We start from the raw sequence: 26,903 nt of genomic DNA on the forward strand, positions 1-26,903 counted from the left end.
TTTTTCATCTTTAATTCCTCAATTCCTGGCTTGGAACACAACGACGCCCTGCACGGTCTCGGCTTCGCCCTGGACCTTGGCCATCAATCGCAGCGCCCAGCCGCCGGCCATGGTCAGGTCGGCGGTGAAACGATAGACACCCGGCTCGTCACCGGGCACCGCCCGGTGTTCGGCGGTCATCGCCGCCATTTTGTCGGGCCCCATGTCGAGCCGTGTGCGGAATACCACTGCTCCCGGCACCGGCTTGTTGGTTGGTTTGTGGATCAGGCGTACGGCCAGCGCGCTGCCAGCGCCATTCTTCACGTCGACGGCAACGGGTTGGAACTCGTAGTCCGCAGCGCCAGCCAGGGCAGAAGACACCGTCAGAAGGGCGACGTAGCAGGCAAGCGCCGTGCGCCTCAAAAGCGTAGGAATCATGGAACAATCCTTATCGATGAGGGGAAAACCCACCCGCGCGATAACGCGGGCGGTCCGTCATTCGATCAGGATCGTGGAGGAGGAGATGGCAAGCCCATCGATAAATCCGACGGCGGTCCTTGCATCGTCATTGCTTGAATCAGCGGTTCGTTGTCCGGAACGGATTCAACCGTCAGCATCGGGGGATTGAAGGGGGACAGCCAATTAACGGCGCAGGCCTCAGGTTCACAGCCTGCATCAGGCCCACAACAATCCGAAACGGGTCCGTTTTCGGAGGCTTTTACACCGGCACAATGCTCCAAAATCTTAGATGCAGGACCAGCATCCGTATAAGCCGCCTGCTTGTCTTGCATAGCCTGTGCAATGCTCAGCGGCGCCAATGCAATCGCAAGCATAGTCAACACAACAAGCGTGAAACGACATCGGCGCAAGTGGGCTATCTCCTTGCCGGCATATTGCCGCATCGCAAACAACCGTCAAGCATCAAATGGAGATCGCGAATTCACGATTGGGTGTTGCCGACACAATCTTGGGACGGCGGATGAAGCAAATGGATCAACCTGCGCCCACACCTGCTGCCCGCAACGCGGCCTCATCCGGACCGCGCCCAGCGCAACAAGAGGCCAGAACGCCATTCACCACCACGGCGGGAAGTGAGCGCACGCCAAGCTCCTTGGCCTTGGCCGCCACGCCTGCGTCCTTCATGTCGAGGATGGACACCTCGCAATTCGAGCAGGCCATCTTGTTGACCATTTCGATGGTTTCTTCGCACAGGCCGCAGCCGGCGCTGAAGACTTCGATCTTGCGTTTATCAGCCATTGTTTGATCTCCTTTGCTGATTTTCCAAATGACCAGTTCAGCCGGGAGCGCCCACACAAGCAGGACACTCGGCCGCTTGGCCGGATTGATGACTGCGTCGCATCGGCCAGGTGTTCCACAAGGACGCGGCGACAAGCACGCCAAGGCCAGCCCACATGACCGGGTCGCTGTCGAAGCCGAACTTGCCGATCAAGACAATCCCTGCAGCGATAAGACCCAAACCAAATGGCAGGTAGCCGCGCCGGGTCCGCGCGCGGTAGGCCAATGCAAAAACCGCAATGGCAAGGAACGCCCCGGTCAGGGGCAACAGATACGGCGTATAGTCGATGAACCCGATGCCGAAGCTGCTGAACAAACCGGCATACGCCGGCCAGCAGGCGGGGCAGGCAAGTTTCGGCAGCAAAGCGGCACCAATGGATGGGACCATCGCCGCGTTCAAGCGAAAGGCCCCGACGGCCTCACCGGTTTCAGAACCCGGCGTCAGTGCCGCCACAATCTGATCGAGCGGCGGTACGCCGCGCGCTTCGCCTTCCAGCGCATAGATGCGGCAACATGAACCGGCTTCTTCAAGAGGAATGCCTGATACGTCCTCGCCATCGACCAAGATCGTCGGCGAGCCATAGGAACGGACATGATCCGGTGCGCCTGGATCATCGACCTCCCACTCCGACCAGGTAGGGGGCACGCCGGCCGCACCGAACGCCGCGATCAATTGTTTCCGCGCGCCTTCGATATTCGGACAGGTCTTTTCATAGACGAGTTCAACAGCCGGCATGTCAAAGTCCTTTCTCGGCCTCCAGAGCATCGAGGATCGGGCACTCGCTCACCGGTCCTGTGCTGGGGCAAGCCTGTGTCCACGTCGCAAGGATGTCCCGCATCCTCGACAGGACGTCGATTTTGTCCTCGATCTCACTGAGTTTCCCCAGCGCCCGGTCGCGAACATCGCCGCACGATGCCCCCGGATCGGCCTTGAGCGAGAGAAGGTCACCGATATCCCGCAAAGTGAACCCAACATCCTGAGCGCGTTTGATGAACTGGATATGACGGACCACCTCAGGTTCGTATTTCCGGTAGCCGTTCGCATCCCGCTCGGGCGTCTCGATCAGTCCCTGTGTTTCGTAGTAACGCAGGGTTTCGACACTGACACCGCCTTGCCGGGCGACATCTCCGATGTTCAGCATTTCAATATCTCCATCGATTCCTGGCATCCTACCCCCTGTAGTATACTTCAGGGTCAAGGTGGAATTTTGCCTTGATCCGGCCATGATTGATGGCAACACTCCCTACCCATGAGACGCCTGTTGCGATCCCGTCTTTTGATTTTTGCCCTGCTGCTCGCGGTGGGCGTGGGATCCGTCGTTTCCGTTGTCCAGGCTGGGCAAATGCGTGTCGACATGGCCATGGCAGGGGATACCCAAGGGGCCAGCGGCGACAGTTGCACTGCCTGCGGCACCGGTGATGACAGCACAAAGATGTCGGTGGATTGTGCATCAGCCTGTCATCTGTCGGCTGTCGATATGGCCGATGCACTTACGGCCGTTAGCGTGATCGAAAACGGGACTTATCATCTGGATCGCAGGCAATTTGTTCGGTCTTCTGGACCACTTCTCGACCCGTCTCCCCCTAAATCCATTCTCGGTTAGAGCGCTGCCGGCGGAAGCTTCCGTTTCCGCTGAACACCGCTCCTAGGTCCACTTCCTCGATCTGAGGCAGGTGGCATTACGTCGGAACAGGCATCCGCCTGTCCACGCTCATACCCGAGAATGGAAACCACATAATGCAAAACATGTTCTTCGACGGCCTGTCGCGCCGCTCCTTCCTGGCCGCTGCCGGCTCCGTAGCAGGCATGGCCGCCATGCCCGCCTGGGTTGTGTCTGCGTCCCCCGTTCGTCAATTCGATCTGACCGCAGCCCCCGGCGACACCCACTTAATTGACAGTGGCGGGGCCAAAACCAAGGTCTGGTCGTACAACGGCCGCGTGCCCGGCCCGGAAATCCGGGTGCGCCAGGGCGAACGCCTGCGCGTTGCCATGCGCAACGACTTGGCAGAAGAGACGACGGTCCATTGGCATGGACTGCGCGTGCCCCATGCCATGGACGGCGTACCGCACCTGACACAGAAGCCCATCGGGCCCGGCGAAACCTTCGTCTATGAATTCGACGCGCCGGATGCCGGAACCTATTGGTACCACCCCCATCAGCGCAGTTTCGAGCAGGTCGGGCGGGGGCTTTACGGCCCCTTGATCATCGGAGAGCCGAACCCGCCGCAGGTTGATCGTGACGTGACCTGGGTGCTCGACGATTGGCGTCTGCTGAAGGACGCTCAGATCAGCGAAGATTTCGGAAACCGCCATGACATGAGTCATGCCGGCCGTATCGGCAACACGGTCACCGTCAATGGCCGAATCACGGACGTGTTCGAAGCGCACGCGGGTGAGCGCATTCGCCTGCGCCTGATCAATGCGGCCAACGCCCGCATCTTCGGCCTGGAGTTCGAAGGTCATACTCCTTGGATCATCGCCTATGACGGCCAACCCGTCGAACCCCACCAAGTCAGCGGGCGGCTCGACATCGGGCCGGCCATGCGGATCGACCTCATCCTGGATCTTCCCGGCAGTCCGGGTGATGCCTTCGCCGTCAGGGACACCTTCTACCGGCGCCTGCAATACCGATTACTGGACATCGTCTACGGTCCAAGCCGCCTGCGGGAGAAGCCGATGGGCGAGGGCGAGGAGGGCGGCGTCATGGCGTTACCGGCGAACACCATGCCGGAGCCTGACCTGGCAACGGCTCAGCGCCACGAAATCTCCTTCGGTGGCGGCATGATGGGCGGGATGTCCATGGCCAGGATGGGCGGCCGCGAGGTCGGCATGATGGAGATGATGCGGAGCGGCAAGGCCTGGACGGTCAACGGCGTCGTCGCCACGGGCCACATTATGGACCCAATCCTGACGTTGGAGCGGAACCGCTCCTACGTCCTCGCTCTCGACAACCAGACCGCCTGGCATCATCCCATCCATCTGCACGGTCATTCCTTCCGGGTGATCAGCCGAAACGGTCGGCCGACCCGCCACAAGGAATGGCAGGACACGGTGCTGATGGCGCCGCGCGAACAGGTCGAGATCGCCTTCGTCGCCGACAACCCCGGCGGCTGGATGTTCCACTGCCACATCCTGGAACATCAGGCCGGCGGCATGATGGCCGTTATTCAGGTGACCTGAAGCAACCCCATTACCCATACGAGATGACTCCACTTGGACGGACACTCGATCCGATCAATCCCAGGAAAGAAACAAAACCATGATTTCACGAACCTCCTTACCCGGCGCTGTTATGGCAGCTCTAATCACCGCATCCGTTCCTCTATTCGCACAGGCAGCCGACCGGCCTGATGCCACCATCATCAAGAACCCGCAATGCGGATGCTGCGAAAGCTATGCCGACTATCTGCGCCAGAACGGCTTCAAGGTGACGGTCAAGGAATCCCATGACCTGCCCTTGATGAAACGTGAGATGAGCGTGCCTGATGACTTTGCAAGCTGCCACACCATGGTACTCGACAAATACGTGGTCGAGGGCCATGTGCCTGTTTCCGCCATCGACAAGCTGCTGGCCGAACGCCCAGACATTAAGGGGATTTCCTTGCCGGGCATGCCGCAAGGATCACCCGGCATGTCGGGCACCAAGGCCGCTCCTTTCATCGTCTACCAGTTCGGCAAAGGGCCGGCAAAGGTCTTCACGGTCGAATGATGGCGGGTTTGAAAACAGCGACATTCATGCTGGTCGCGGCAGCCGTCGGGGCGGTCTCTCTGCCGGTTGCCGCGCAAGCCCCCGAGGGTCAAAGGTTGGCCCAGGGGCACGAGATCTATCAGACCCATTGCGCCAGTTGTCACGGCAAGAACCTGGAAGGGCAGCCCGAGTGGCAGATCCGCCGGCCGGATGGCCGATTGCCGGCCCCACCGCATGACCGAACGGGCCATACCTGGCATCACCCGGATGACCAGCTCTTTCGAATGACCAAGTTCGGCATCGTCCCGCCCTTGGCACCCAAGGGTTACGAAAGCGACATGCCTGCATTCGGCGACATCCTTACGGACGATGAGATTTGGTCAATCCTCGACTTCATCAAAAGCACCTGGCCGGACCGCTTTCAGCGCCGGCAAAAGGACGTCACCAAGAGGGCGAGACAGCAATGAGCAATATGATGGGAACCGACTGCGTCATGGGTTGGGGAATGATCCTGGTAGGCGCACTGGCGGCCGGACTGGCCTTGTTGGCTGCTGCGGCGTTGATCAAATACCTGTTCACACACGGCGGGAAAAACCGTCATGAGTGAGATATTCCTTGAGGAGAGACGTCCGCGCCGTCCGGTGCTTTGGTTCTGGGCGCCTGTGGTGGTGTTCACGGGGCTGGCGATGGCATTGGGCTGGGGATTGACCCGCGACCCGAAAGTCTTGCCCTCGGCCTTGATCGACAAACCCGTGCCGGAATTCAACCTGCCGCCAGTCAAGGGCCGAACCCTGGGGCTGGCCTCGTCGGACCTAGTTGGCGAGGTGTCGATCGTCAACGTGTTCGCGTCCTGGTGCCTTCCGTGCAAGGCCGAGCATCCGGTTTGGATGGAGCTGCAGGCGCGGAACGCTGTTCCGATCCACGGGCTGAATTACAAGGATACTCCCGACGACGCGTCGGCCTGGCTCAACCGGCTGGGTGATCCATACGCACGAACAGGTGCAGATTTGGATGGTCGTGTCGCCATCGATTGGGGAGTCTACGGCGTGCCGGAAACGTTCATCGTCTCCGCCGATGGACGCGTCGCCTACAAGCACGTGGGCGCCGTAACGCGGGAAATCGTGGGCGAAACGCTCTTGCCGATCATCGACCACCTTCGTCGAAAAACCGAAGGAGAGAAACCATGACCGGGATGACACGCCGCCATACCATCGCCCTGATGGCGGCAGCGCCCTTGGTGTTGCCTTCTTTCGACGCGGGTGCCGCGGGAACGGCGAAGGCCTTTACCTTGCACGATACACCATTGCCAATGCCGGAGGTCGCGTTCGTGTATGAAGACGGCCGGCCCGGGTCTCTCGCGGACTTCCGGGGGAAACATGTGCTGTTGAATGTCTGGGCAACGTGGTGTCCACCTTGCCGCGAGGAGATGCCGACGCTTGACCGCCTGCAGGATCTTCTCGGCGGCGAGGACTTTCATGTCTTGCCGCTTTCGATCGATCGGGCAGGCGTGAAGGTCGTACAGGATTTCTATGCCAAGACCGGCATCAAGCACCTGGAAATCTACATGGATGAGAAAGCGCAGGTCATGCACAGGCTGAAGCTGGGCGGCCTGCCGACGACCTTCCTGATCGGCCCAAATGGAGAGCAATTGGGTGTGCTGGTCGGTCCCGCGGAATGGGATGCGCCGGCGTTGATCGCCCTGTTTCGGGACCAGATAGCAATATCAAAGAGAGAACGGAGATAGAGAAATGAAGGAAGGTCAACAAACATCCCCCGCGGTTTCAACCGCACAACATGCCGTCAACAAGATCTGGCCATTCGTCACAGGGCGCCGTGGCTGGATTTTACTCGGCCTCGCCGCTATTGGCGGCGGCCTGACGATGAACTGGGAAACGGTGGTCGCGCTGGGCCTGGCGCCGCTGCTGCTTGGTGTTCTTCCCTGCGTCGTCATGTGTGCGCTTGGCATGTGCATGAGCGGGGGAGGTGGCGGAAAATGCTCGTCGACGGCTGACGACAAGGGAAAGCCAGACGATGTCTGACGCTTCGACCGATGTGCCGAAAAGAGGCCAACATCTCAGGATCGTGCGGCGAGTGGCATGGGGAGTTGTCGTAGTCGCGGCGATATCGGTGGCAGGTGTTGCCGGTTGGCGAACGTTCATGCCGGAACCGTCTTTGCCCACGGCGCGGCAACTCGGCCAGGCCATGATCAAAAGCAAGTTCACGCTGACCGACCATCGCGGCCGTATAGTCACAGAAAAGAACTTCAAGGGACAATGGCAGCTCGTGTTCTTTGGTTTCACATTTTGTCCTGACGTATGTCCGACCACTCTTTCGGTTATGGCCCAGGTTCTGGATCTCCTGGAAGATGACGCGAAAAGTTTGGCCCCGCTGTTCATCACCGTCGATCCGGAACGCGATACGCCCGAGGTGATGGCTGAATACGTAGAGGCTTTTCATCCAAGGATCGTTGGTCTTACCGGCACGCCTGAACAGATCAAGCAGGCGGCGAAGTCATTCCGGGTCTTCTACGGGAAAACCGAGAAAGCGGACGCGCCGGGCGGTTATGTCATGGGACATTCGGGATACATGTACCTGATGACACCGGAGGGCACATATGACGCCGTATTCTCGGAAAATCTTCATCCGCCGGAGAAAATCTCAGAAGAAATCCGGCAGCGTCTCAGGAATGAAAGAACCCAGCAATGAACCCGTTGAAATTGAGCCTCGTGACCTTTATCGCCGCCGTCATGCTGGTATCGCCGATACGCGCGTTAAATGCGGGAGACGCACAGATCATCATCGAGAAATCCTGGGCGCGGGCATCTATCCTGCAATCGCGGCCGGGCGCCGCCTATTTGACGATCCGCAATACCGGCACGAAACCGGACCGGCTTTTGAAAGTCACTTCACCAGCTGCAGGCATGGTGATGATCCATGAATCCAAACTCGCGGGCGGCGTTGCGCAAATGCAGGAACGCAACGAGGTGATCATTCAACCAGAAGCCGAAGTGATCTTCCGCCCGGGCGGGCTGCACCTCATGCTCATGGATTTGCACGAGAAGCTACGGAAGGGAGAAACGCTGGCTCTGGCTTTGGAGTTCGAGCACGCCGGAATAATCAACGTCACCATGCCGATCCTCGGGCTCGGGGCATCTGGTCCGGAATGATGCAAGTCGCAAACTATTCCGCGAAGGTTCATGCAATGCGATTTACTGACGGATGTTTTCATGGAGTGCAAAACGCTTTGATGCAAAATGGCCAAGCTGTAGTAGGTTTATCGGACTCTCTCCTCTCTCCAATCTGCCTCTACCACGACGAGTATTTCACGGACCATTCAGACCGGGCCTGCAGAATGATCTGCGCGGCCGACCAAAGGAACAGCCCCGCCATGATCGCCGCAACGATTAAGTCGGGCCAGGCTGTATCTGTGAACCAAACGCCTGCCGCCGCCAGCATGACAGCCACGTTGCCGATGGCATCGTTGCGACTGCAGAGCCAGACGGAGCGGACATTCGCATCCCCGTCTTTAAATCGCCTCAACAAGAGGACACTGATAATATTGGCGGCCAGCGCCATGAAACCGATTGCGCCCATGATTGTCGCCGAAGGCATACCCAGAATTAGGACCTGGTAGGCTGTGGAGGCGAATATCCAAAACCCCATAGCCGCAAGGCTGAGCCCTTTCGCGAGCGCTGCCATTGCCCGAATTCTGAGAGACATGCCAATCACGTATAGGCTGATGGCGTAGGTCGCTGTGTCGCCCAGGAAATCCAGCGCATCCGCCTGCAATGCCTTGGACCCGGCAAATGCCCCCGCAGCCATTTCAACGATGAACATCACGCCGTTAATGGCGATGACTGCCCACAGGGCGCGCTTGAAGGCCTTCGATGCACCGTCAAACTTGGCATCCTGGCCGCAACAACTAGCACTCATGTTTCTACTCCGATCAACCGGCAATGGGCGGCGTTTATGGCCATCCGGGGTTTTGATTTCTCCGTTGTCATAATGCTACGATCTACAATGATTGTAGGAGCAAGGTAAAATCGAATGGCGACTGAAAGACTCTCTATTGGAGATTTAGCGAGGCGTGCCGGATGCACGGTCCAGATTATCCGGCACTATGAAAAAGTTGGTCTGTTGCCTGAAGCACGGCGTACCGACGGCAACCGTCGCATTTACTCCGAAGATCAAGCATCTCGGCTGGTTTTCATTCGCCATAGTAGGGAGCTGGGCTTCAGTCTGGACGATATTAGGCAATTGTTGTCGTTCTCTGACCGACCGGACCAATCGTGCGAACAGGTGGACGCTCTGGCTAGAAAGCATCTGGGCAACGTTCAGGAACGGCTTGCACGCCTACGATCAATGGAACGGGAGCTCAAACGCATGATCAGTCAGTGCGGCGGTGGAAATGTGGCAGAATGTCGAATTATCGAGGTTTTGGCCGACCATTCGAAATGTTTGAGTAACAATCATCTAACCCATTAAACGCAAACTTCACGTTTCCTGACCCTTATAACACCGGTCATGTCTGACGCGCATGACACCCTTGCTTGCATAGTTCGTGATCCGCGATAACCAAACTTCGAAACCGTATGTGTTAGGTTTTAAATGATACCGAGCCTTGCGCTAGATACCTATGTCCGCAAGGGGCTTTCGACCGTAGACCGAGTAGAATTGGCTCGAGCAATTGACGGTATTAAGTGATCAGCAGGGGAGGGTTACCGTTGCAGCCAACCCAGAGGGTTCTCGGTTGCACAATGTTACAGTGCCGCCATGATTTTCGATGATCGTTTTAGCCAGGCTTAGGCCAAGTCCCGTGCCTTCTGAGTTTTCGGAACGTGACCGGTCGCAGCGATAAAAAGGTTCGAACACGCGCTCCATTTCTGCATCGGGTATGCCAGGGCCATTGTCCTCAATATGGACGAATATCCGAGTATCGACACGCTCAAGAAACACCCTAACTCTATGCCCATAGCGCAGGCCGTTGTCGATCAAATTACTAAATGCTCGGCGCAGGGCCACCGGTTGCCCATGGACGACGGTTTGTCCTGAAAGCTGCGTGGCTGTTATGTCGTTGCTCATGTCAGACGCGTCGTCGCAAATGGCGTGTATCAAAGCGCCGAGATCGATATCCTGCCGCTCCTCCAAATCAAAAGCCTGCCTTGCCAAGCCCAGAGTTGTTGAGATGATCGTTTCCATCTCGGATACCGAAGACAGCAGCCGCGTCTTCTCTTCGGATGAAGGCAGCGCCTCGCCCCGGAGTTTAATCAGCGACAAAGGCGTCCGGAGATCGTGGGATAATGCACCCATCATTTCCGTTCGGCTCTGGATCATTTTCCTGATCTGATTCTGCATCTCATTGAACGCGGCGGCGACTTCGCGAACTTCTGCAGCACCCTTGTCCGGCATCGGTGGTGCATGAATGTCAGATGCAAATCTCCGAGCAGCGCGGGCAAATACATCCAAGGGCGAGAGCATGCGCCGTACAACCCACATTGAAATTAGAATAATCGAAAAGGTCATAACCCCGACGGTGGTTAATGATGGGCTCCAAAGTTCCGTCGGAAATTCGGGAATCACATATGCGATGTTTAGCCACCCACCACTGTTCAAGGGTACGGACATTCTTACGTTCAGATGGACAGGTAAGCGGTAAACAGTTCGAAGAACATGCAGGAACCATTCGCTGATCGTGTCTCTGTGGAGAGAGGCGGACACCGGTGGTCTTTCGACCATGTTGATTCGTACATTCGCCATTTCATTTGAATGGGCTTCGCGTTTTATGTGCTCCCGAAAAACTTGATCGTAAGGGGAGCGATAAGGTTCATCCGAAAAAATCGGGTCGCCACTCAACGATGCGCGCAGATGGGGTTCATTCAAGGTGTTTACGATATCAAACCGCCAAGCGGTATTTGATGAGGCGACAGTATGTGTGACATGCGCAAAGGTCTGCGCTGTCGTGCGCAAGCTTAGATGAATGAGTGCGTCGAGCCGGTCTCTCGAGTAATGGAACAGCCCGATAAGGTAGGCTGTCGTGAGACCGAGGATAACCATGATGATGGTCTGTGTTGTCAGAGAGCGGATACGCATGCTTTTACTCTCGCGTCACTTCGGATGAGAGAACGTATCCTCCTCCCCAGACGGTTTTGATGATGGTCGGATTTTTTGGATCTTGTTCAATCTTGCGTCTGAGCCTGCTGACTTGTGTGTCGATGCTGCGGTCGAAAGCAACAGAATCACGACCGCGGGCGAGATCCAACAACTGTTCGCGGGAGAGTACGCGGTTCGGACGTTGAACCAACACTTGAAGCAGGCTGAATTCGCCGGTGCTCAACGGTACAATGACGTTGTCAGCCGCGATCAGTTCGCGGCGTTCTACATCCAGGCGCCAGCCGTTGAACTCATAGACCTTACTTGGCTCGTTAGGAGTAGAGGCCGGCTCTCGGTCTAACCTTCTGAGTACGGCTTGTACGCGAGCTATGAGTTCAAGTGTACTGAACGGCTTGGGCAGATAGTCATCCGCACCCATCTTGAGGCCTAAAACGCGGTCGAGTTCCTCGCCTTTAGCGCTGATGATGATTACAGGCGTTGTGGCTTTCGAGCGAAGATCGCGGCAAAGAGTCAATCCATCGTCACCAGGTAACATGACATCGAGAATGATTAAATCTACGCGCTCGTTATCGAGCGCCTTGTTCATTTCTTTGCCATCACCTGCGACGGATACACGGTAGCCTTCTTTTCTCAAGGCCTTGCCCACGAGTTCTCGCATTTCTCGGTTGTCTTCGACGACGAGAATTTTCGGTGTCATTTCCATATTCGTTTCTTCTGCCATCAGGGAAAATTTGTGACTTCAGTGAATGTCTAGATAGAACTGTCAGGCTTCCAGTAACTGGAGGGTCAACAGAATTAGACCCGTCTGTGGAAATATTGTGCGCTTGCGATCTGATGGTCGAAGGAAAGAATGTGACAAAAAGTTTCAGTCCCGGTTTCTGAAACGTTTTGTCACAAAAAATCACAGGCTCGAAAAACTTCAGTGGCATTTCCAAGGCGTACTCCTCCTCTGTTCAACATCTCGAATGAGGAGGCTGTTAAATTGAAGAACTTTACCAAGACTGCTTTGAAATCCTGCACATCGCTCTCCCTTGCGGGTGCTGCTTTGTTTGCGTTTTCTGCTCCAGCAGAAGCAGGGTCGATCAAGAACGGAAATGCGACCGATCTCATCGTTTACGGCCAAGTGAACCGCACTTTTATGGTTTACAATGACGGTGAGGAGACCGGTTATCGCAATATGGATGGCGATGCGGGCTCAACCCGTTTCGGCCTAAAGGCGACGGGCAAGGTCAATGAGTCGGTTTCCGTCGGCGCCCGGTTGGAAGCGGAACTGCAATCCAACGACCCAGCTACAATCAGCCAGGCAACCGAAAGTGACAGCACCAGTGGCTTCACGGAACGCCTTGCCTTCATTTATGTCGACCACAAACAATTCGGCAAACTAACCATGGGGCAGGCTTCCGCGGTATCCGATGGAATGTCCGATGGGTTGGACCTTGGTTATGTGGCTGGTGCGTTTGACGGGGTGGAGACCGGAAGACGAAGCGTCAATGCAGTTTTGTTCCGCGAAGACAACGCTGGTGCCGCTCTTAGCAGCAGAAAGATCGGCAATTTTTTCGGAACGTTCGACCGTGGCCGTCAAGACCAGATCAACTATGTCAGCCCGAACATCAACGGCCTCAAGCTCGAAGCGGGTTTATATGACGCGGGTGATTGGGGAGCGGGTGTTCTCTATGACAACAAATTCGGTGCGTTCAAAGTCCGTGGCCGGGCGTTTTTTGAAAGCCTGACAGGATCGAGCACGAATGAAGGTGCCTGGCAAATTGGCGGTTCCGTGAAGCATGACAGCGGGATTTCATTGACCGGTGTTTATGGTCAGAGTCTTGCAGTGGAAGGAGCGGAGGAGGATACCCGTTGGGCGGCCACCGTCGGCTATACCGCCAATTTGAATGCACTCGGGGCCACCGGGGTTGGTGTGAACGTTTCGGGCAGCCAAGACCGTACGGTTGTCGGCAGTGAAGCAATTGCTGTTGGATTTGGGGTTAATCAACAGATCAAGGCTGCAGGTGCCAACATATATGGCAACGTTGCTTTTTGGGACGTTGATCTGCCTTCGAGTGAAACCCAACTCGACCAGGTCGTGACAATGCTGGTTGGTATGCAGGTCAAATTCTGAATGCCGTACGGCGGGGTGTTCCAATTCTCCGCGATTCACGACAAGCAAATCCAGGAAGCGGTCGTCCTTCGGGGCGGCCGTTTTTCTTTATATCTACTTGCTTCACGATTCTTGTGACGAAATTTGTCAATGCGCGGATCAGAAAACTTCCGTCACAAGAATCCTAGTTTCCGGCAAAGTTGTGAAACAGGTGTGTGGTTTGTTGTGGGTATCAACCAACCACACACAAGGAGACTTTGACATGAACAACTTGACTGACACGATCTTGAAAACCCGCACTCCGTTCTATGCCATGGCGTTCGTGGCCTTGCTTGGTTTTTCCGGTGCCAATGGCGCACAAGCAGCCGAGTATCAGGAAGATTCCTCGATCATCACTGAACCGGCACATGCCCATGGCGAGAGCCATATCCATGACGCCCAGCCGTTGAAGAAGGCGGCAGAGTATCAGGAAGGATCTTCGGTTGTTACTGAGACGGCAAGTTCAGATGGGATGTCCCACATCCATGAAAACGAGTCGTTGGACCAACGTGCAGGAGACTGAGCGTTTATCAAAGCTTTGTGCGAGAGCGGGGGCTGTTACAGGCCCCCGTTTCTGCTGGAAAACCGTTGAAGCAGCCTATGTATGACATCTGGCTGCATGATGCCCTGGGATCTAAATTATCTACCTACCGCAGTAACAAATCTGTGCTGTTTCGATTTTATTGTCTGCGAACGGTTCGGAAGTAGTTTGCATAATCTATCTACTTTGTAGTCGGTTCACGGAAAAATCTTGACCTACCATTGAGGCCGAGCCTTATATGCTCCAGATGATGCAAGTAATTTCCAATTTGCCAGCCAAAAGACTCCTTTTGGTGCTCGTCCTGGTCAGCATTACGGTGCTGAACGCAACAGCCTTTATTGGTGTGTCGGATGAGGGGAATGCTGGCGAATTGGTATTCGCAGCCCACTTAGGTCATCCAGAAACTGAAAACCAGCATGCGGACGAGCATGATGATTCGTGTCATTTTTTGACCCATCACCTTACGTGGTGTGACGGCGATAAAGGCTATGCCACATGGCTGGACAGCGAGGACGCCCCGGAAACCATCTTGGTGAGTAAGGCCGGGTTGGCTTCATTCGGATTTTATCGCCCACCCATAATTTGAGTTTCCATGCATTGCAATTAACTGCGCAGGCCCCAGGGCCGTGCGTTGTCGTTCATTCGTGCCCACATTGGAATCTCAAACATGCTCAATATCAATCGGGTGGCCACAGCGCTTGTGCTTGTGGTTGCAGCCCTGGTGCCAATGCCGTTGACTGCTCAGCAGCCTCAGCCATTAGGCGCCTTCATCGATCAAACGATTAATCTCCACCCGGCAATTCGCGCGGCGGAAAAGAACCTGGCCAAAGCCAAAGCGTCGGCAAATGCTGCGGGGCAATATCCGTACAATCCAGAATTTGAAGCCGGCTACGAAGAAACTGCAGAAAAATCCAGAGAATTTGGCCTGTCTCAGACGATCGACGCCTGGGGCAGACGTGGCGCTGCAGAGGCGCAGGCAATAGCGGAAATCGAGATCGCACGCGCGGAATTTGATCTGGTGCGGACGGATCTGCTCGAAGCCTTGCTCCGAGCATTGGGCGCTAATCGGGAGCAGATCGCCCTCCGGCAGTTGGCGGAAAAGCGACTCAACTTAAGTGATCGGTTTCTTACCTTGATTCGAAAGTTTGCGGCTGCCGGTGATATTGGCAGCGCAGATGTTCTGACGGCTGAAGTCGGGCGTTCTAGTGCCGAACTTCAGGTCGCCGCCGCAAAAGCTGCCGTTGCGAACGCTCAGTCCGAGCTCATTGCCTTGGTGGGTGAGCAAAGAAACGTTTGGCCGGGACCCGTCGAAATTATTGGAAGAGCATTGGATGAGCTTTCCGCTGACGTTGAAAAAACACCCGAGATGATTATGACCCGCGCGACGTTGAACGCGAGTAAAGCGGGTATCCAAGTTGCCGAGAAACTCTGGATGCCGGATCCGACAATTGGCGTGCGGGTTGGAAAGGACGGAGACTCCGATCTTTTCGGGGTTTCCTTTTCCGTTCCCCTTCCTGTCTGGAATCGCGGGTCAGCCGAAAAAATTGCTGCCTCCGAAGACGCGGCAAGCAAAGAGTTCTTGGTGGCGGAAACACGAAGAAGGCTCAACGCACGTCTTGCCACAGCGGTTGTGAATTTGCGTTCCGCAAGTGATGCGGTGGCACATTGGCGGTCAGTTGCTCGGCCGACGATCGCCCGTCAGGAGGCGCTTCTCAAACGTCTTTCGGAGGCGCGTGAAATTGGTGCTCTGGAATACCTGCAACAACTCGACCGCCTCCTGGAGACCGAGGCATTGGGTATCGAACTGGAACAATCTCTTTGGAGCGCATGGATCGATCGCCTGCGCGCCGGCGCCAATCTTCTGGCCTGGATGGAGGAATTGAAATGAAGAACAAGAATTTAATGATCTCGGCCTGTCTTGCTGGGTTGATTTTTTTCACTCCGGCGATGGTCCTCGGCGCTGGTTCCCATGATCACAGTTCTGAAGAGAGCAAGGTGGAGCACCGGAAGCCCGAAAATGCTGCGCCTCCCCCTGCCGCGCAGAAACCGGAAAGGGGGGATCATTCGGGCAAGGAGCCTGATGGAGATCATGCGGAAGGAGAAAAACCGCATGGAAGCAGTGGGCATGAAGAAGAAAAAGAGGAGAAAGGTGTCTCCCTATCAAAGGTCCAACTCCGAGAGGCCGGTGTGGTCGTTCTCCCGCTTCGGCCAGTGCAACTGCCTTCCCAGATCAAAGTCCCTGGCGAGGTGCGTCTAAACCAGTACAAAACCCGTATTGTTACACCGCGGATCACGGCGATGGCACTGAAGCGGGAAGCGGTCATGGGGCAACAGGTCCGAAAAGGCGACGTCCTCGCGACTCTGTTCAGCGTCGAGATGGCCCAGGCCCAAGGCGAATACATTGTCGCTTATGCCGAATGGAAACGGGTCCGTAGCATTGGAGAAAAAATCGTCTCTGAGAAACGCGCGACCGAGGCGCGCGTGACCTTGCAACAAGCAAGGGCCCGTTTGATTGCTTATGGCTTGACGACAGGTCAAATAGCGGCGCTGTCAGACCAAGGCTCTTTGAAAACGCCGGGGCAATTTGACATTCTCGCTGATCAAGATGGCTTGATCGTGGTGGATGACTTTCTGGCCGGACAGGTCATCGAACCAGGTACGCCCATGTACAAGCTAACCGATCCGGAATCGAGATGGGTCGAAGCCAGGATCAGCCCTTCCGAGGCGCGGTTTGTTGAAATAGGTGGTCGGGTCCGCATCGAGACAGGTTCAGCAGATGCCCAAGTGTATGAGGGGCAAATCCTGCAGGTCGAACAACAAGTGGATGAGAAAACCCGAACCTTGGGAGTGCGGATCGAAGTCGTTGACCTGCAGCGACAATTGCGTCCGGGGCAATTTGTCAGGGTTTCTCTAAACGGCGGTGGGCACGAGAGTGTTTTGGCATTGCCGAAAAGGGCCGTGCTGCGCGGTCCCGATGGAGATTGGACGGTATTTCAACAGGTGTCGGCCGAGAGATTCGAGCCGGTGGAGATACGAGTCGTCCGCGAAACTGCCGGAATGGTGGTCTTTGAAGGCGTCCCGGCCGGTGCCAAGGTGGTGACTGAAGGTGCTTTCTTCGTTCAGTCGGAACTCGCGAAGAGCGGGTTCAGCGTTCACAACCACTGATCAGCAGGAAGCCAGAAATATGTTGAATAAGATCATCGACCTTGGGATTCAGGGGCGGCTGCTCGTCGTCCTGGCCCTGTTTGGAATTATGGCCGGAGCTGCAATCCTGCTGCCCCGCCTGAACCTTGATGCATTCCCGGATGTTACAAACGTCCAAGTCTCGATCAATACAGAAGCACGCGGGCTTGCCGCCGAAGAAGTCGAGCAACTCATTACCTACCCGATCGAGGCAGTGATGTACTCGATGCCGGATGTCTCGGAAGTCCGCTCAATCTCGAAATCCGGGCTTTCGGTTGTCACCGTTGTCTTCGCTGAAGGGACCGACATCTATTTTGCGCGCCAGCTTACGTTTGAACGCTTGCAGGCGGCAAAGGAACAAATCCCGGAAGGTATAGGATCGCCTGAAATGGGGCCGAACACGAGCGGCTTGGGGCAGGTGTTTCAATATGTCCTTCGTTCTGAGGCGGAAGACGCTTTCGACGTCACGGCATTGCGTAGTCTGAATGACTGGGTCGTGAAGCTGTTACTCATGCCCGTGGATGGCATCACGGAAGTTTTGTCTTTCGGCGGAGAGGTTCGCCAGTACCAAGTGCAGGTCAATCCCGAAAGGTTGCTGTCCTACGGCCTGCATGTCCGCGAAGTTCAAGAAGCGATTGAAAACAACAATCGTAACGCGGGTGGATGGTTCATGGACCGGGGGCAGGAGCAGCTTGTCATCCGGGGTGTTGGCTGGGTGCGAAGCGAACAAGATGGTCTGCGGGATATCGGCAACATACCACTCAAGGAGGAAGACGGTGTCGTTGTCCGGGTGAAGGACATCGCAAACGTCGCCTTTGGGAATGAGATTCGGCAAGGTGCTGTATCGATGACCGCACGATCCACCGAAGGGGCGCCAGTCCAATACGGGGAAGTTGTCACCGGTATCGTCCTGAAGCGGACGGGGGCGAACACAAAGGCAACCATCGACGGTGTGAAGACGCGGTTGCCGATCATTCAGAATGCCCTTCCCAAGGGCGTTCTGCTGGAACCCATCTATGATCAATCCGATCTGATCACAAAAGCAGTGGAGACGGTTACGCGTGCCTTGGTCGAGGCCTTTGCATTGATCGTCGTGATCTTACTTTTGTTTTTGATGAACCTGCGGGCCTCGCTTTTGGTTCTGGTCTCCGTTCCGGTGTCAATCGGCTTGGCCTTGATGGCCATGGCTTATTGGGGGGTGTCCGCCAATCTGATGTCGCTCGGCGGATTGACGATCGCGATCGGCATGATGGTCGACGGCTCCGTCGTGATGATGGAAAACATCTTCAAGCATCTGACCTCCCATGGCGAGGGGAGTGAACCCCGAACGTTGGGGCAGGAGCCTCATGCCTTGCGCTTAAGGGTTCAAGAGGCCGCCAAAGAAGTCGGCCGGCCGGTTTTCTTCGCCGTCCTCATCATTATCGTGGTGTTCGCGCCGTTGTTCAGCCTTGAAGGGGTAGAAGGAAAACTCTTTCAGCCTATGGCGACTTCAATCGTTTTGGCCATGATGGCATCGCTTGTCGTCGCGCTGATTGTCATTCCTGCTTTGGCGACTTATGCCTTCAGTAAACCGGTCAAACATCGCGACAGCCCTATTTTCAAGCCGATTGAGTCAACTTACAGGTGGGGCCTTGCCAGAGCACTGAACAATCGTATTGCCGTGACTTTGGTGGCGCTTGCGATCTTCCTTGGGTCTCTTGCCACGGTTCCATACTTGGGAACGGAGTTCGTGCCGGAGCTAGAGGAGGGCACTCTCAACGTTCGCGTAACTCTGGGGCCGTCCGTGAGTCTCGATACGTCTCTCGAGGTCGCAAAAAAACTTGAACGAAAACTCATCGACTTCCCGGAAGTTACTTACGTTTCCGCACGCGTCGGTCGGCCGGAACTTGGGGGGGATCCGGAACCCGTTTCCAACATTGAGTTATTGGTCGGGCTCTTGCCTGTAGATCAATGGACGTCCGCCAGTGACCGCAAGGGATTGCAGGCCCTGATGGAGGACAAGATGTCTGTTCACCCTGGTCTCCTGTTTTCTTTCTCACAACCCATCGCAACCCGCGTAGATGAATTGCTTTCGGGCGTAAAAGCCCAGCTGGCGGTGAAACTGTTCGGCCCGGACCTGGATGTCCTGGCCAGAAAGGGACAGGAGATCGAGGCATTCATGAAGACCGTGAACGGCACGCGTGACGTCGCGATGGAACAGGTCGTCGGGGAAGCCCAACTGGTGGTTAGCCCGGATCGGGATCAACTGGCGCGTTACGGTATTCCTGTTAGTCAGGTGATGGACTTGGTTGCCGACGCCATTGGTGGCGTTTCGGCGGGGCAGGTGATCAGCGGGAACGAACGCTACGACATCTACATCCGGTTAGCGCAGGAATTTAGGGACAGTACGGAGGCAATATCTGGTCTTGTCCTCCAAGCGCCCAGTGGCGGGTGGGTTCGCCTTCGGGATGTTGCATCCGTGGAAATCATTAGCGGCCCTCCACAGATTCGAAGGGACGATGTGCAAAGGCGCGTTGTGATCCAGGCGAATGTCGAAGGCCGTGATATGGGGGGGCTTGTCGCCGAACTTGAGAAACGGATCCCGGAGTCCGTCGAACTTCCACCGGGGTATTCTGTGGTGTTCGGTGGACAGTTCGAGAACCAACGCCGCGCACAAGAACGCCTGACTATCGTCGTTCCACTATCTTTGTGCCTGATCTTCTTGTTGCTGTTCTTCGCCTTCGGATCCGTTGGCCAGTCTTTCCTGATCATGGTGAACGTGCCTTTGGCGTTGATCGGTGGAATCTTCTCGTTGTTCCTGACAGGACAATTCCTGTCGGTCCCAGGATCAATTGGGTTTATCGCATTGTTTGGCGTGGCTGTCCTGAATGGTGTGGTGATGGTCAACGCCATCAATCAGAACATCCTTGGGGGTATGAAACCTGACGAGGCCGTGTATCAGGGCGCCTTGTCGCGCCTCCGCCCTGTTCTGATGACGGCATTGATCGCTGCGTTGGGCCTGATCCCGATGTTGCTTTCAACCGGAGTTGGTTCCGAAGTTCAACGGCCCTTGGCGACCGTGGTGGTCGGAGGGCTGCTCAGCTCAACACTCCTGACCTTACTTCTCCTTCCTGCGCTCTACATGTGGTTCTCGCGCGGCATGCTCCGTTATTGGCGGCGCACTCATCAGTCCAACTTTCAAACCTCGGAGGTAATGTGATGCGTAAATTTTATCCTGTGACAGCTGCTGTAATTGGAGCCGTTCTTTTGAGCGGATGTGCCTCCAATAGCCAAGAGATCACAATGAAGGGGGGGCTCTCAATCAAGGTTGAGAATACTGCCAAGACCGAAATCGACATGGTCAAAGTATGGAAAACAGAGGATGGCGACGTCATCCTCACTGGCCGAGTTGTACAGCGTGGGTACGGGCGCTTGATCAGAGGCCATGTCGATGTCGAATTCGTTGGGAGAGGCAAGCAAGTGCCACGAAAATATATCGGCGAAATTGAACGCGCTATTTCGATCACTAAGCACTTCAAGCGAGCAAACTTTGATTCCAATTTAGGAGTCTTGGAATTGGCAGAAGGGAAATTGAACGTGCGTTACCATGAAGAAGCTCACCAACTCGAGCCGATGGAACTGAAGAAGAATACGTGATCGATTTTGAAAACTGAATCTTTTGAAATATCGAGAGGCCTGCATTTCACGGGCCTCTTTTTCTTCTAATGTATTCTAACGTACGTTATGCGATTGCAAGTAACAGAAGGGGAACAAAGAAAGTATATGATAGAATAATTATGTTCTGCAGGGGTTCAGATTTCCGGGCTGATTCCAGTCTAAGTAAAATCACGACCTTTATTTCTTAATCCGGGCGCATTTCTGCGTTGATTTTGCAGCCGCGTCTGTTTTCATAAGTAAACCGTCTGTATTCTGTTGAATATTATTAAAAATGTATCCGCAGGCGAAATCTCCGTCTCGTCTGTCGCGACTAGTGTTATCAAAAACTAGGAGTAAAGTCAGACGTCTGGGCAGTAGGAAGTGGGGCATTGATAGTTGGCGTACCGCAGCGATACCGCGGCCTGGCTGAAGTACGGCCCGTCTAGAAAAGAATTTACAAAAGGTGGTTGCTAACTCCGAACCCGAGCAGTTCCAGGCCAGCGATCAATGAGATTAAATAAGGCAACAAGTATTCAGTGAAATTTGATGTCTGTAGGCTGACTGGAATGAACGCTACGGCGCGATAAAACCAATACCAACCGCGAACCAGGATCTTCTCATCGGATGGGGTGCCTCTTTGCCTAAGCCGCAGTTTGAAGATCAGGCCGTTCGAATCGCGTTGAATGAGGTCTGCGCTTTCATAAACTTCCCGCTGGGGATCGACATATTTCCGATTGACGTACGCATGGCAGCGTTCATTCGCCCACATTTCACAGGCCATCAGGTAGCGCGATATGCCTTCGATTTCGCGGCAGGCGGTATAGTAACGCCAGAGAAGATAGACAAAGGCGATAGAAATTGCCGTGGTGACTATCTCAGGATTTTTTATCTCAATGTGGTTGCCGAAGAGGTTGACATTCTTGATCTCAAGTCCCGCAGCCTCATAGAACGTCGTGATGATCGACACACCGATCAGGTTTCGCCTTTGCCTCCTGAAGAAATCCTGCTTGCCGGTGTCGTTATTCATCTATCGGCACTGGCTCCTAACCTGGAAGTCTTCCCGCGTAGAACGTCCTGACTCGCTCAAGTTGCTTGGGTTTATCCGTTGGCCAACCAGGGGCCTGGTCGAGATACGCACTGGCGTGGTCAAGTGCGTCAGCCAGACTCAGTCCTGCGTTTTGTGCTGCGTCCAGGTATTCGTTGGCTCGTTTCTCATCGAAAGCATGTACGGCAAAGGGGGCGGTCTGGTGAGCGAAACCACCGCCTATGAGTCGAATCCACTCGCTCCTTTCCATCGGGGCGGGTCTCCTATCTAAAATTTCCATTGAACGTCTTTTACGTGTGCGGCGATAAACATTCCATAAATAATAAGGCCGGCGCATTTCACCCCTGATACTCTAGCGTAGGGCAGGATAGCAAAGGTAAGAAGGCTCCGGACTAAGGCCCCCTTTGGGAGACGTTTAGATGTCTCGTTCAGCGCGAGGGCAGCGCCCTTAGAATTCGTGTGAGGGATCAAAGCCGAAGGACACGCCAATGCGCCTAAGTTGTTCTGTCATGTGCATTGAGAATGCTGTCCGTGCCATGAATGCCGTGTTCAAGACTTCGGTCGATGACATCAAGCAACCTGCGCCGTAAATCAGGATTGTTTTCTGATGCTGCGTACTCGGCTTGGATTAGTTCATGGAGATGGTGAAAGTCTCGATATGCCCATTGCGAACTGTCTTTCTCGACTTTTCCACTCATAAGCTTTTCCGCGGCGGCAATCAGATGGTTGGCAATTGGCTTGTCCGTTTTCTTCAGAAACGAAAAAAACCAGAAATCTTCACCATCAAAAGCAGGTGATTCGAGATATGCAGATAAGAGGGTATCTGCGTTTGCGGTTTCTGTCGGGTCGGCATGAGAGAAAACCGAGGATGCTCGCTTTCTTACATCTTCGTCATCATCGCTGAAAAACCGGATCAACAACGCGCATACACGGTCTTGGCATTCGGCGACAGAAATCAGGTGTGCTGCAATCTCAGATGCCATCACACGGTACTGACCGCCCTGTTCGATAAGCGCGTCAGCTTCCTCGCAAAATTCTTCAACTGAAAAACTGGAACGCAAGACATGAAAGGCCGAAACGGCCTGCATCATTTCACTATCAGCTTTGCGAAGTCGGTCGAGCAGGCGCCGCGCTGGTGCCGGAGCGCCATAAAGCAGGTACGGCAGTAACTCAATGCCGTCCCGAGTGATAAGCGGCGTCAATTCGCACGTACTCGGCGGAGGGAGAGAAAAAGCAGATTTCGAATAGGCAGACACAAGCCGCTCGACGAGTTGGCCGCAGTCTTCTCTGTCGTGATTGTAGAGAGGTTTGAGGGGCCCCATTAGGGCGCAGCGAACACTAACGAGCGGTTCATGATCGACTCTTTTATCGATGAAATCTCTGATTTCCTCAGTGCGATCCGGAACATTCCAAAGTACATACTCCAACGCTTCTGTTGCTTCTCCGCGTGCTCCGTTGACGCCGCGAATATGTAACGATTGCCCGTATTCGAGCAGTTCGCGGATCGAAGAAGTCTCTCGCTCAATGCGCTGTTCCTCGGTCTCAGGGTGCTCTTCCGCGTCACCATGTTCGGCATAGAACATAAGAATGGCAAAGATTTCATCTTCTTCCGCCAAAGTGGGATTTCGGGAGATTATCCTGGCGATATCTTCGCCGAATGGACGATCAGTTCGGTCATGAGCGTTTAGAACGGCGGCTCGTGCTAGTTCATTCGTAGTATCTTCGTGCTCAATGACCGCCCACAGAATATTTGACACATAAGTATGGGGAGCAGTTTCTGGAATCCGCTCCATCAACGCTACAAAACGAGGCAAATCCTCCTTTGCGCATTTCTTAAGTACCTGCCCAAGCTCGTGTGGCCCTCCTCCGTCCGGGCCACGGGGGAAATCGCGTTCCTTGTCGTGCTTTTTCATGGCCTTGAGCCAATGGTCATCCGACATACGTTCCGCACTCTCGGTCTTGATAGGAGACCCGACGGAGTAGGCTTCGTTATGCCAGGGCTTTTCCAATGTTGCGTTCGGAAATTTCCGGTCAAGCTGCTGGAACTCGCGGCGCCCTTGCTGCGTCAGGTGTTCTTCCCCAATGGTCTTGAGAACGCACCATTGCTCATAACCCGAATGGTTAAGGAAGTAGATTGCATGGGCGCGGGTATAGTAGCCGTCGTCTTCTCCCTCTTCCCGCAACTTCTTGGAGATTTTAAGAGCGCGCTTATATTCCGGTGCCTGTTTGAAAACTGCGGCTTCGACAAGCGATTTTTCGTCCGCCGATAGGATTGGGTACATGGCGGCGGCGGCATCGGCAAACGACTTCCATTCAGCACTACGCCACCCGGCACGAAAAAGCGCGTCCTCCGCTAATAGGCTCAAGAAGTGATTTTTCAATGCGGGTGGATTGCCAAGGATCGTATGCAAATGGAGGTGTAGATTTACAGTATGGAGGTGGGTGGGCAACCGACCGAGGAACATCGAGGCAAGGTCAGGATCGATCTCCGCGACGGCTCGCAATGCTGTTCTGTACTGGTGCAGAAACTCATCATCTCCGACTAAATGCCCCGAGTAGATAAGAGACTCAAATGTCGAGTCCCACTCTCCGATTTCTTTGCGCTTACGGATTACGTGCAAGGAGTGGACAAATGCGTCTGTTACCGCCTCAAGAAAATCGGCAGGTAATTTTTCGCAGAGCTTTTTGATCGAATGGAGGTCGATCATTTTAATATTGTCGTGTCGGAATGGATGATCGTCGGGGTGTATTTCAAACCAGGTTTCGAAATACGCTTTTAGGAGCGGCGCACCTCTCCCCGAATTCTCCTCAACCCATGTTACCAGGATCATTTCTCTGCGGTGTTCAGATTCCTCAGAGAACATGCCGGGAGGCTTGGATCGTATGAGGTCGACACAGAGCTGTTCGAGATCGGCGTTAGGCTGGGCACGGCGAAAGCTTCCCAACCAACTGAACAGAATTCTTGCGCGTTCAGAATCTCCTCCCCACCAGTCCCGCAACAGTCGCGCGACTTCGGACGGTCGGTCTGACGATACGTTCAGGATAGACCAGAATGCTGAGTTCTTGCGCTGCTCGTTCGAATCATTCAATAGCCCCTGCAACCACCCGTTCATAACATTCAGATCAAACCACCCAGCAGAGCCGAGCACGGCTTTTTCTACCAAATTCGGGAAGGGCGCATCGGGGGTATCGAGTTTGAGGATGATGTCGCGTTCTGCCGGAGTGGGGTCGGAAAGCGTCCCAAGCCATTGAGCAATAGCGAGCTTCACATGGTAGCGAACCTGATTGTCCAACAGAACTTTGGACAGTGTGTCGAGATACCGCTGCGTGTCGTGCTGGCGCATGACTTCTAATATCTGACGACACTGTGTGCGGCGGAAAAGATGCTGCTCAGAAGAAACCAACATCTCGTACAGCGATTTTGACGACCGCGCGAACGCCTGCGCATATGCATAGTCAAAGAAACTCTCGTGAAAGAAGTTGACGTGCTGACGGCTAACGACAATGAGCCCTTCGGAAGAAAGGATGTCTCGTGCTTCGGGAAACGGATCCAGCACGTTCACGGGAGCCTCTAAACGCTGCCGATCACTCATCCATTCCGCAAGCGCTTCCATCACCTGCATCAAAGACCATGGCACATTGCGGTCACGCCGCAGCATTCGTTCCTTCTTTTGAACTAAAGCGCGAAATAGATCGTCGCGGGAAGTGAATGACAGGGATTCTTCCGCCACTTCCAAATATACCGCGAGATTAAGAGGAAGTCGGAGCAGTTCCTTCTGCGCAGGGGTGAAGTGTTCGGGTTTGAAACCCTTCGCCACAACGACTGGAGAAATCTCCGTTTCCCAGTCGAGCAATGGAACGTCAATGCGGTTCTCATGCTGACTGTCACGAAGGCTTTTGATGCGAGGGTCGTTGTCAAAGTCGTAATTTCGGCAAACCAGAACCACTCGGACAGTTCGTAGCGCGTAGAGGCCGTCAAGAAGCTGCAAAAGTGCGTTTCTCACGACGCCGTTTCGACCTGATACTTCGCTTACAGCGTCAACCTGATCGACAATCAAGACAGTGGTTTGATCGGGGGCAATGCCTTTGAGGGTGATTGTTGGCCGTTCGTGTCGATCCAGAATGGCTGCTCCGAAATCCTCGGGCCTCTGACTTGTCAAATGGTGATCGGCACGGAAAGCCAAATGAAGCACATTCGCCTCTGCCAGAAGGTTGATTAGCCGCCGGATCACTCCGGACTTGCCGCTCCCCGCTACGCCGGTGACCAAGGCGACTTTGGGGGCGGCGGAGTCCATAAGCGTTTCGAAGACTTGCTGCGCCTCCTTTCGATCAATGACTTCGCCTCCGGCACCGAAGGGGCTGTAAGTTGCAAGATAGGATTCAGTTTCTTGCCGAAGTTTCTCTTTCAGAGTCGGATCGAGCGTCCAGTCTTTGAATCTGAGATGAGGAATTTCACGCAAATCTTGCCGAAGGCTCTCGGTCGAGAGCTGAACATTGAAGTGCTGTTCCATATAGTCGCGCAAGGCCTCGAAAGCGCTCTGGCCAGTTGCGTCTTCAAAGGCGTATTGAGCCAGCACGCCGATGTGAGACTCAAGCTCGGACATTGATTCCACTTGGAAGAATGAACGCCGGAGCCATTGCCAAGCGGTTGTGCGATCAGTTTCCCATGCGGAGCTGAGATCGGTGAAAGCTCGTGATTGGTCTTGTGATAACCCGCCCTCGAACTCTTCTTGATCGTTGGCAACTTTGGCTTTCTGAGCCAGGATTCGGGCGTCCTTCGCGGGGTCTTCTGACACGAAGTAACAGGTATCCGCTTCTGATGTGGATAGCCTGTCACGAAAGGCATCCAGCACGCCTTCTCGTTCCAATGCGCGGATAGTCCAGTTTCCGTTGGGAGATGTTTTTTTTGTTTGGTGCCATTCAACTGCAGGACCAATGCCAATGGCGAATTCAAAGCCGTCAAATTTATTCGTTATGCCCTCAAAGCGGAGCGAGTCTCGCTCGCCATACAAGACACGGATAAGTTGACGAATTAGCCATTTCGCCTCGTATCTGTTTCCAAGCTTATCCGCTATGCCACCAGCAAACATCGTTCCGTCATCTAATATTGTTTTGGCAGAATGCGTGCAAAATATGCACGAATCGGGCGATTCTACCATGAACGGGACGTAAGGAACTTATGTGATTGAACGCTGGAAGCAGGAAGGGCAGAGGGGGCGCTCCCTTTGGTTGTGTTCCTGAGAGATGGCATCCATCGCTCTGTTCTGCCATGCGCGCTTGACCGATATG

Annotated in this window: 27 protein-coding genes; 18 read left to right on the top strand and 9 right to left on the bottom strand. The window is 54.8% G+C overall.

Annotated features, from left to right (window positions below; genetic code table 11):
• Nucleotides 1–18: 18 nt before the first annotated feature.
• The 4 genes from KFF05_03780 to KFF05_03795 form a co-directional block, all read right to left on the bottom strand.
• Nucleotides 19–417, bottom strand: a complete 399-nt coding sequence (locus KFF05_03780) for a FixH family protein (protein UTW52506.1) — start codon at nucleotides 415–417, stop codon at nucleotides 19–21.
• A 555-nt stretch (nucleotides 418–972) separates the two neighbouring features.
• Nucleotides 973–1,236 (bottom strand): thioredoxin family protein, encoded by a 264-nt coding sequence (locus KFF05_03785; GenBank protein ID UTW52507.1) that lies wholly within the window; start codon nucleotides 1,234–1,236, stop codon nucleotides 973–975.
• A 37-nt stretch (nucleotides 1,237–1,273) separates the two neighbouring features.
• The gene (locus tag KFF05_03790) at nucleotides 1,274–2,011 is read right to left on the bottom strand and encodes a MerC domain-containing protein (protein UTW52508.1); all 738 of its coding nucleotides are present in this window, start codon (nucleotides 2,009–2,011) and stop codon (nucleotides 1,274–1,276) included.
• A 1-nt stretch (nucleotide 2,012) separates the two neighbouring features.
• On the bottom strand, nucleotides 2,013–2,423 hold the full coding sequence (locus KFF05_03795) for a heavy metal-responsive transcriptional regulator (GenBank protein UTW53567.1): 411 nt from the start codon (nucleotides 2,421–2,423) through the stop codon (nucleotides 2,013–2,015).
• A gap of 102 nt (nucleotides 2,424–2,525) precedes the next feature.
• On the opposite strand from KFF05_03795, the gene KFF05_03800 reads away from it, so the two are divergent.
• The 10 genes from KFF05_03800 to KFF05_03845 all read left to right on the top strand — a co-directional run bounded on the left by KFF05_03800 (nucleotide 2,526) and on the right by KFF05_03845 (nucleotide 8,131).
• The gene (locus KFF05_03800) at nucleotides 2,526–2,879 is read left to right on the top strand and encodes a hypothetical protein (GenBank protein UTW52509.1); all 354 of its coding nucleotides are present in this window, start codon (nucleotides 2,526–2,528) and stop codon (nucleotides 2,877–2,879) included.
• A 134-nt stretch (nucleotides 2,880–3,013) separates the two neighbouring features.
• The gene (locus KFF05_03805) at nucleotides 3,014–4,456 is read left to right on the top strand and encodes a multicopper oxidase family protein (GenBank protein UTW52510.1); all 1,443 of its coding nucleotides are present in this window, start codon (nucleotides 3,014–3,016) and stop codon (nucleotides 4,454–4,456) included.
• A 79-nt stretch (nucleotides 4,457–4,535) separates the two neighbouring features.
• Complete coding sequence (locus tag KFF05_03810) at nucleotides 4,536–4,985, top strand: DUF411 domain-containing protein (protein UTW52511.1); 450 nt, start codon at nucleotides 4,536–4,538, stop codon at nucleotides 4,983–4,985.
• Nucleotides 4,982–5,431, top strand: coding sequence for a cytochrome c (locus KFF05_03815; protein UTW52512.1), 450 nt, complete (start codon nucleotides 4,982–4,984; stop codon nucleotides 5,429–5,431). Before KFF05_03810 ends, KFF05_03815 begins: the two co-directional genes overlap by 4 nt.
• Nucleotides 5,428–5,571, top strand: a complete 144-nt coding sequence (locus tag KFF05_03820) for a hypothetical protein (GenBank protein ID UTW52513.1) — start codon at nucleotides 5,428–5,430, stop codon at nucleotides 5,569–5,571. Before KFF05_03815 ends, KFF05_03820 begins: the two co-directional genes overlap by 4 nt.
• Complete coding sequence (locus KFF05_03825; GenBank protein ID UTW52514.1) at nucleotides 5,564–6,151, top strand: DsbE family thiol:disulfide interchange protein; 588 nt, start codon at nucleotides 5,564–5,566, stop codon at nucleotides 6,149–6,151. The genes KFF05_03820 and KFF05_03825 overlap by 8 nt, the downstream gene beginning before the upstream one ends.
• 5 nt (nucleotides 6,152–6,156) lie before the next feature.
• Entirely contained in the window at nucleotides 6,157–6,708 is a 552-nt protein-coding gene (locus KFF05_03830; GenBank protein UTW53568.1) for a TlpA family protein disulfide reductase, read from the top strand.
• 64 nt (nucleotides 6,709–6,772) lie between these two features.
• Nucleotides 6,773–7,003: a hypothetical protein gene (locus tag KFF05_03835; protein ID UTW53569.1), complete on the top strand. Its 231-nt coding sequence runs from the start codon at nucleotides 6,773–6,775 to the stop codon at nucleotides 7,001–7,003.
• A gap of 118 nt (nucleotides 7,004–7,121) precedes the next feature.
• Nucleotides 7,122–7,670 (top strand): SCO family protein, encoded by a 549-nt coding sequence (locus KFF05_03840; protein ID UTW53570.1) that lies wholly within the window; start codon nucleotides 7,122–7,124, stop codon nucleotides 7,668–7,670.
• Nucleotides 7,667–8,131: a copper chaperone PCu(A)C gene (locus KFF05_03845; GenBank protein ID UTW52515.1), complete on the top strand. Its 465-nt coding sequence runs from the start codon at nucleotides 7,667–7,669 to the stop codon at nucleotides 8,129–8,131. Before KFF05_03840 ends, KFF05_03845 begins: the two co-directional genes overlap by 4 nt.
• A 139-nt stretch (nucleotides 8,132–8,270) precedes the next feature.
• Here the strand turns inward: KFF05_03845 and KFF05_03850 are convergent, their stop codons facing one another.
• Nucleotides 8,271–8,897 carry a cation transporter gene (locus KFF05_03850; protein ID UTW52516.1) on the bottom strand — a complete coding sequence of 209 codons (627 nt, stop codon included), beginning with the start codon at nucleotides 8,895–8,897 and terminating at the stop codon, nucleotides 8,271–8,273.
• A gap of 114 nt (nucleotides 8,898–9,011) precedes the next feature.
• Here KFF05_03850 and KFF05_03855 point away from each other — a divergent pair, with 114 nt between their 5' ends.
• Entirely contained in the window at nucleotides 9,012–9,449 is a 438-nt protein-coding gene (locus tag KFF05_03855) for a helix-turn-helix domain-containing protein (GenBank protein ID UTW52517.1), read from the top strand.
• Between the two features lie 219 nt (nucleotides 9,450–9,668).
• Here the strand turns inward: KFF05_03855 and KFF05_03860 are convergent, their stop codons facing one another.
• Nucleotides 9,669–11,054, bottom strand: a complete 1,386-nt coding sequence (locus KFF05_03860; protein ID UTW52518.1) for a HAMP domain-containing protein — start codon at nucleotides 11,052–11,054, stop codon at nucleotides 9,669–9,671.
• Between the two features lie 4 nt (nucleotides 11,055–11,058).
• The gene (locus tag KFF05_03865) at nucleotides 11,059–11,778 is read right to left on the bottom strand and encodes a response regulator (GenBank protein UTW53571.1); all 720 of its coding nucleotides are present in this window, start codon (nucleotides 11,776–11,778) and stop codon (nucleotides 11,059–11,061) included.
• Nucleotides 11,779–12,057: 279 nt separating this feature from the next.
• Between KFF05_03865 and KFF05_03870 the strand changes: the two genes are divergently transcribed.
• The 7 genes from KFF05_03870 to KFF05_03900 all read left to right on the top strand — a co-directional run bounded on the left by KFF05_03870 (nucleotide 12,058) and on the right by KFF05_03900 (nucleotide 20,569).
• A complete protein-coding gene (locus KFF05_03870; GenBank protein ID UTW52519.1) occupies nucleotides 12,058–13,191 on the top strand; it encodes a porin in 1,134 nt (377 codons plus the stop codon).
• A 241-nt stretch (nucleotides 13,192–13,432) separates the two neighbouring features.
• Nucleotides 13,433–13,732, top strand: a complete 300-nt coding sequence (locus tag KFF05_03875; GenBank protein UTW52520.1) for a hypothetical protein — start codon at nucleotides 13,433–13,435, stop codon at nucleotides 13,730–13,732.
• Nucleotides 13,733–13,988: 256 nt separating this feature from the next.
• The gene (locus tag KFF05_03880; GenBank protein UTW52521.1) at nucleotides 13,989–14,336 is read left to right on the top strand and encodes a hypothetical protein; all 348 of its coding nucleotides are present in this window, start codon (nucleotides 13,989–13,991) and stop codon (nucleotides 14,334–14,336) included.
• An 81-nt stretch (nucleotides 14,337–14,417) separates the two neighbouring features.
• Entirely contained in the window at nucleotides 14,418–15,638 is a 1,221-nt protein-coding gene (locus tag KFF05_03885; protein UTW52522.1) for a TolC family protein, read from the top strand.
• Complete coding sequence (locus tag KFF05_03890; protein UTW52523.1) at nucleotides 15,635–16,915, top strand: efflux RND transporter periplasmic adaptor subunit; 1,281 nt, start codon at nucleotides 15,635–15,637, stop codon at nucleotides 16,913–16,915. Before KFF05_03885 ends, KFF05_03890 begins: the two co-directional genes overlap by 4 nt.
• A 19-nt stretch (nucleotides 16,916–16,934) precedes the next feature.
• A complete protein-coding gene (locus tag KFF05_03895) occupies nucleotides 16,935–20,132 on the top strand; it encodes an efflux RND transporter permease subunit (GenBank protein UTW52524.1) in 3,198 nt (1,065 codons plus the stop codon).
• Nucleotides 20,132–20,569, top strand: coding sequence for a hypothetical protein (locus tag KFF05_03900; protein UTW52525.1), 438 nt, complete (start codon nucleotides 20,132–20,134; stop codon nucleotides 20,567–20,569). The genes KFF05_03895 and KFF05_03900 overlap by 1 nt, the downstream gene beginning before the upstream one ends.
• 454 nt (nucleotides 20,570–21,023) lie before the next feature.
• On the opposite strand, the gene KFF05_03905 is transcribed toward KFF05_03900, so the two are convergent.
• Nucleotides 21,024–21,596: a hypothetical protein gene (locus tag KFF05_03905; protein ID UTW52526.1), complete on the bottom strand. Its 573-nt coding sequence runs from the start codon at nucleotides 21,594–21,596 to the stop codon at nucleotides 21,024–21,026.
• A 512-nt stretch (nucleotides 21,597–22,108) separates the two neighbouring features.
• Entirely contained in the window at nucleotides 22,109–26,704 is a 4,596-nt protein-coding gene (locus tag KFF05_03910) for an ATP-binding protein (protein UTW52527.1), read from the bottom strand.
• Nucleotides 26,705–26,903 lie beyond the last annotated feature (199 nt).

The organism is bacterium SCSIO 12827, assembly GCA_024397995.1.
GTDB lineage: Bacteria > Pseudomonadota > Alphaproteobacteria > Rhodospirillales > Casp-alpha2 > UBA1479.

What these genes read in the sequence shown, in the direction of transcription:
- KFF05_03780 (UTW52506.1), bottom strand. Translation starts at nt 417, where the DNA reads ATGATTCCTACGCTTTTGAGGCGCACGGCGCTTGCCTGCTACGTCGCC.
- KFF05_03785 (UTW52507.1), bottom strand. Translation starts at nt 1,236, where the DNA reads ATGGCTGATAAACGCAAGATCGAAGTCTTCAGCGCCGGCTGCGGCCTG.
- KFF05_03790 (UTW52508.1), bottom strand. Translation starts at nt 2,011, where the DNA reads ATGCCGGCTGTTGAACTCGTCTATGAAAAGACCTGTCCGAATATCGAA.
- KFF05_03800 (UTW52509.1), top strand. Translation starts at nt 2,526, where the DNA reads ATGAGACGCCTGTTGCGATCCCGTCTTTTGATTTTTGCCCTGCTGCTC.
- KFF05_03805 (UTW52510.1), top strand. Translation starts at nt 3,014, where the DNA reads ATGCAAAACATGTTCTTCGACGGCCTGTCGCGCCGCTCCTTCCTGGCC.
- KFF05_03810 (UTW52511.1), top strand. Translation starts at nt 4,536, where the DNA reads ATGATTTCACGAACCTCCTTACCCGGCGCTGTTATGGCAGCTCTAATC.
- KFF05_03815 (UTW52512.1), top strand. Translation starts at nt 4,982, where the DNA reads ATGATGGCGGGTTTGAAAACAGCGACATTCATGCTGGTCGCGGCAGCC.
- KFF05_03820 (UTW52513.1), top strand. Translation starts at nt 5,428, where the DNA reads ATGAGCAATATGATGGGAACCGACTGCGTCATGGGTTGGGGAATGATC.
- KFF05_03825 (UTW52514.1), top strand. Translation starts at nt 5,564, where the DNA reads ATGAGTGAGATATTCCTTGAGGAGAGACGTCCGCGCCGTCCGGTGCTT.
- KFF05_03830 (UTW53568.1), top strand. Translation starts at nt 6,157, where the DNA reads ATGACACGCCGCCATACCATCGCCCTGATGGCGGCAGCGCCCTTGGTG.
- KFF05_03840 (UTW53570.1), top strand. Translation starts at nt 7,122, where the DNA reads ATGCCGGAACCGTCTTTGCCCACGGCGCGGCAACTCGGCCAGGCCATG.
- KFF05_03845 (UTW52515.1), top strand. Translation starts at nt 7,667, where the DNA reads ATGAACCCGTTGAAATTGAGCCTCGTGACCTTTATCGCCGCCGTCATG.
- KFF05_03850 (UTW52516.1), bottom strand. Translation starts at nt 8,897, where the DNA reads ATGAGTGCTAGTTGTTGCGGCCAGGATGCCAAGTTTGACGGTGCATCG.
- KFF05_03855 (UTW52517.1), top strand. Translation starts at nt 9,012, where the DNA reads ATGGCGACTGAAAGACTCTCTATTGGAGATTTAGCGAGGCGTGCCGGA.
- KFF05_03860 (UTW52518.1), bottom strand. Translation starts at nt 11,054, where the DNA reads ATGCGTATCCGCTCTCTGACAACACAGACCATCATCATGGTTATCCTC.
- KFF05_03865 (UTW53571.1), bottom strand. Translation starts at nt 11,778, where the DNA reads ATGGAAATGACACCGAAAATTCTCGTCGTCGAAGACAACCGAGAAATG.
- KFF05_03875 (UTW52520.1), top strand. Translation starts at nt 13,433, where the DNA reads ATGAACAACTTGACTGACACGATCTTGAAAACCCGCACTCCGTTCTAT.
- KFF05_03880 (UTW52521.1), top strand. Translation starts at nt 13,989, where the DNA reads ATGCTCCAGATGATGCAAGTAATTTCCAATTTGCCAGCCAAAAGACTC.
- KFF05_03885 (UTW52522.1), top strand. Translation starts at nt 14,418, where the DNA reads ATGCTCAATATCAATCGGGTGGCCACAGCGCTTGTGCTTGTGGTTGCA.
- KFF05_03890 (UTW52523.1), top strand. Translation starts at nt 15,635, where the DNA reads ATGAAGAACAAGAATTTAATGATCTCGGCCTGTCTTGCTGGGTTGATT.
- KFF05_03895 (UTW52524.1), top strand. Translation starts at nt 16,935, where the DNA reads ATGTTGAATAAGATCATCGACCTTGGGATTCAGGGGCGGCTGCTCGTC.
- KFF05_03900 (UTW52525.1), top strand. Translation starts at nt 20,132, where the DNA reads ATGCGTAAATTTTATCCTGTGACAGCTGCTGTAATTGGAGCCGTTCTT.
- KFF05_03905 (UTW52526.1), bottom strand. Translation starts at nt 21,596, where the DNA reads ATGAATAACGACACCGGCAAGCAGGATTTCTTCAGGAGGCAAAGGCGA.
- KFF05_03910 (UTW52527.1), bottom strand. Translation starts at nt 26,704, where the DNA reads ATGTTTGCTGGTGGCATAGCGGATAAGCTTGGAAACAGATACGAGGCG.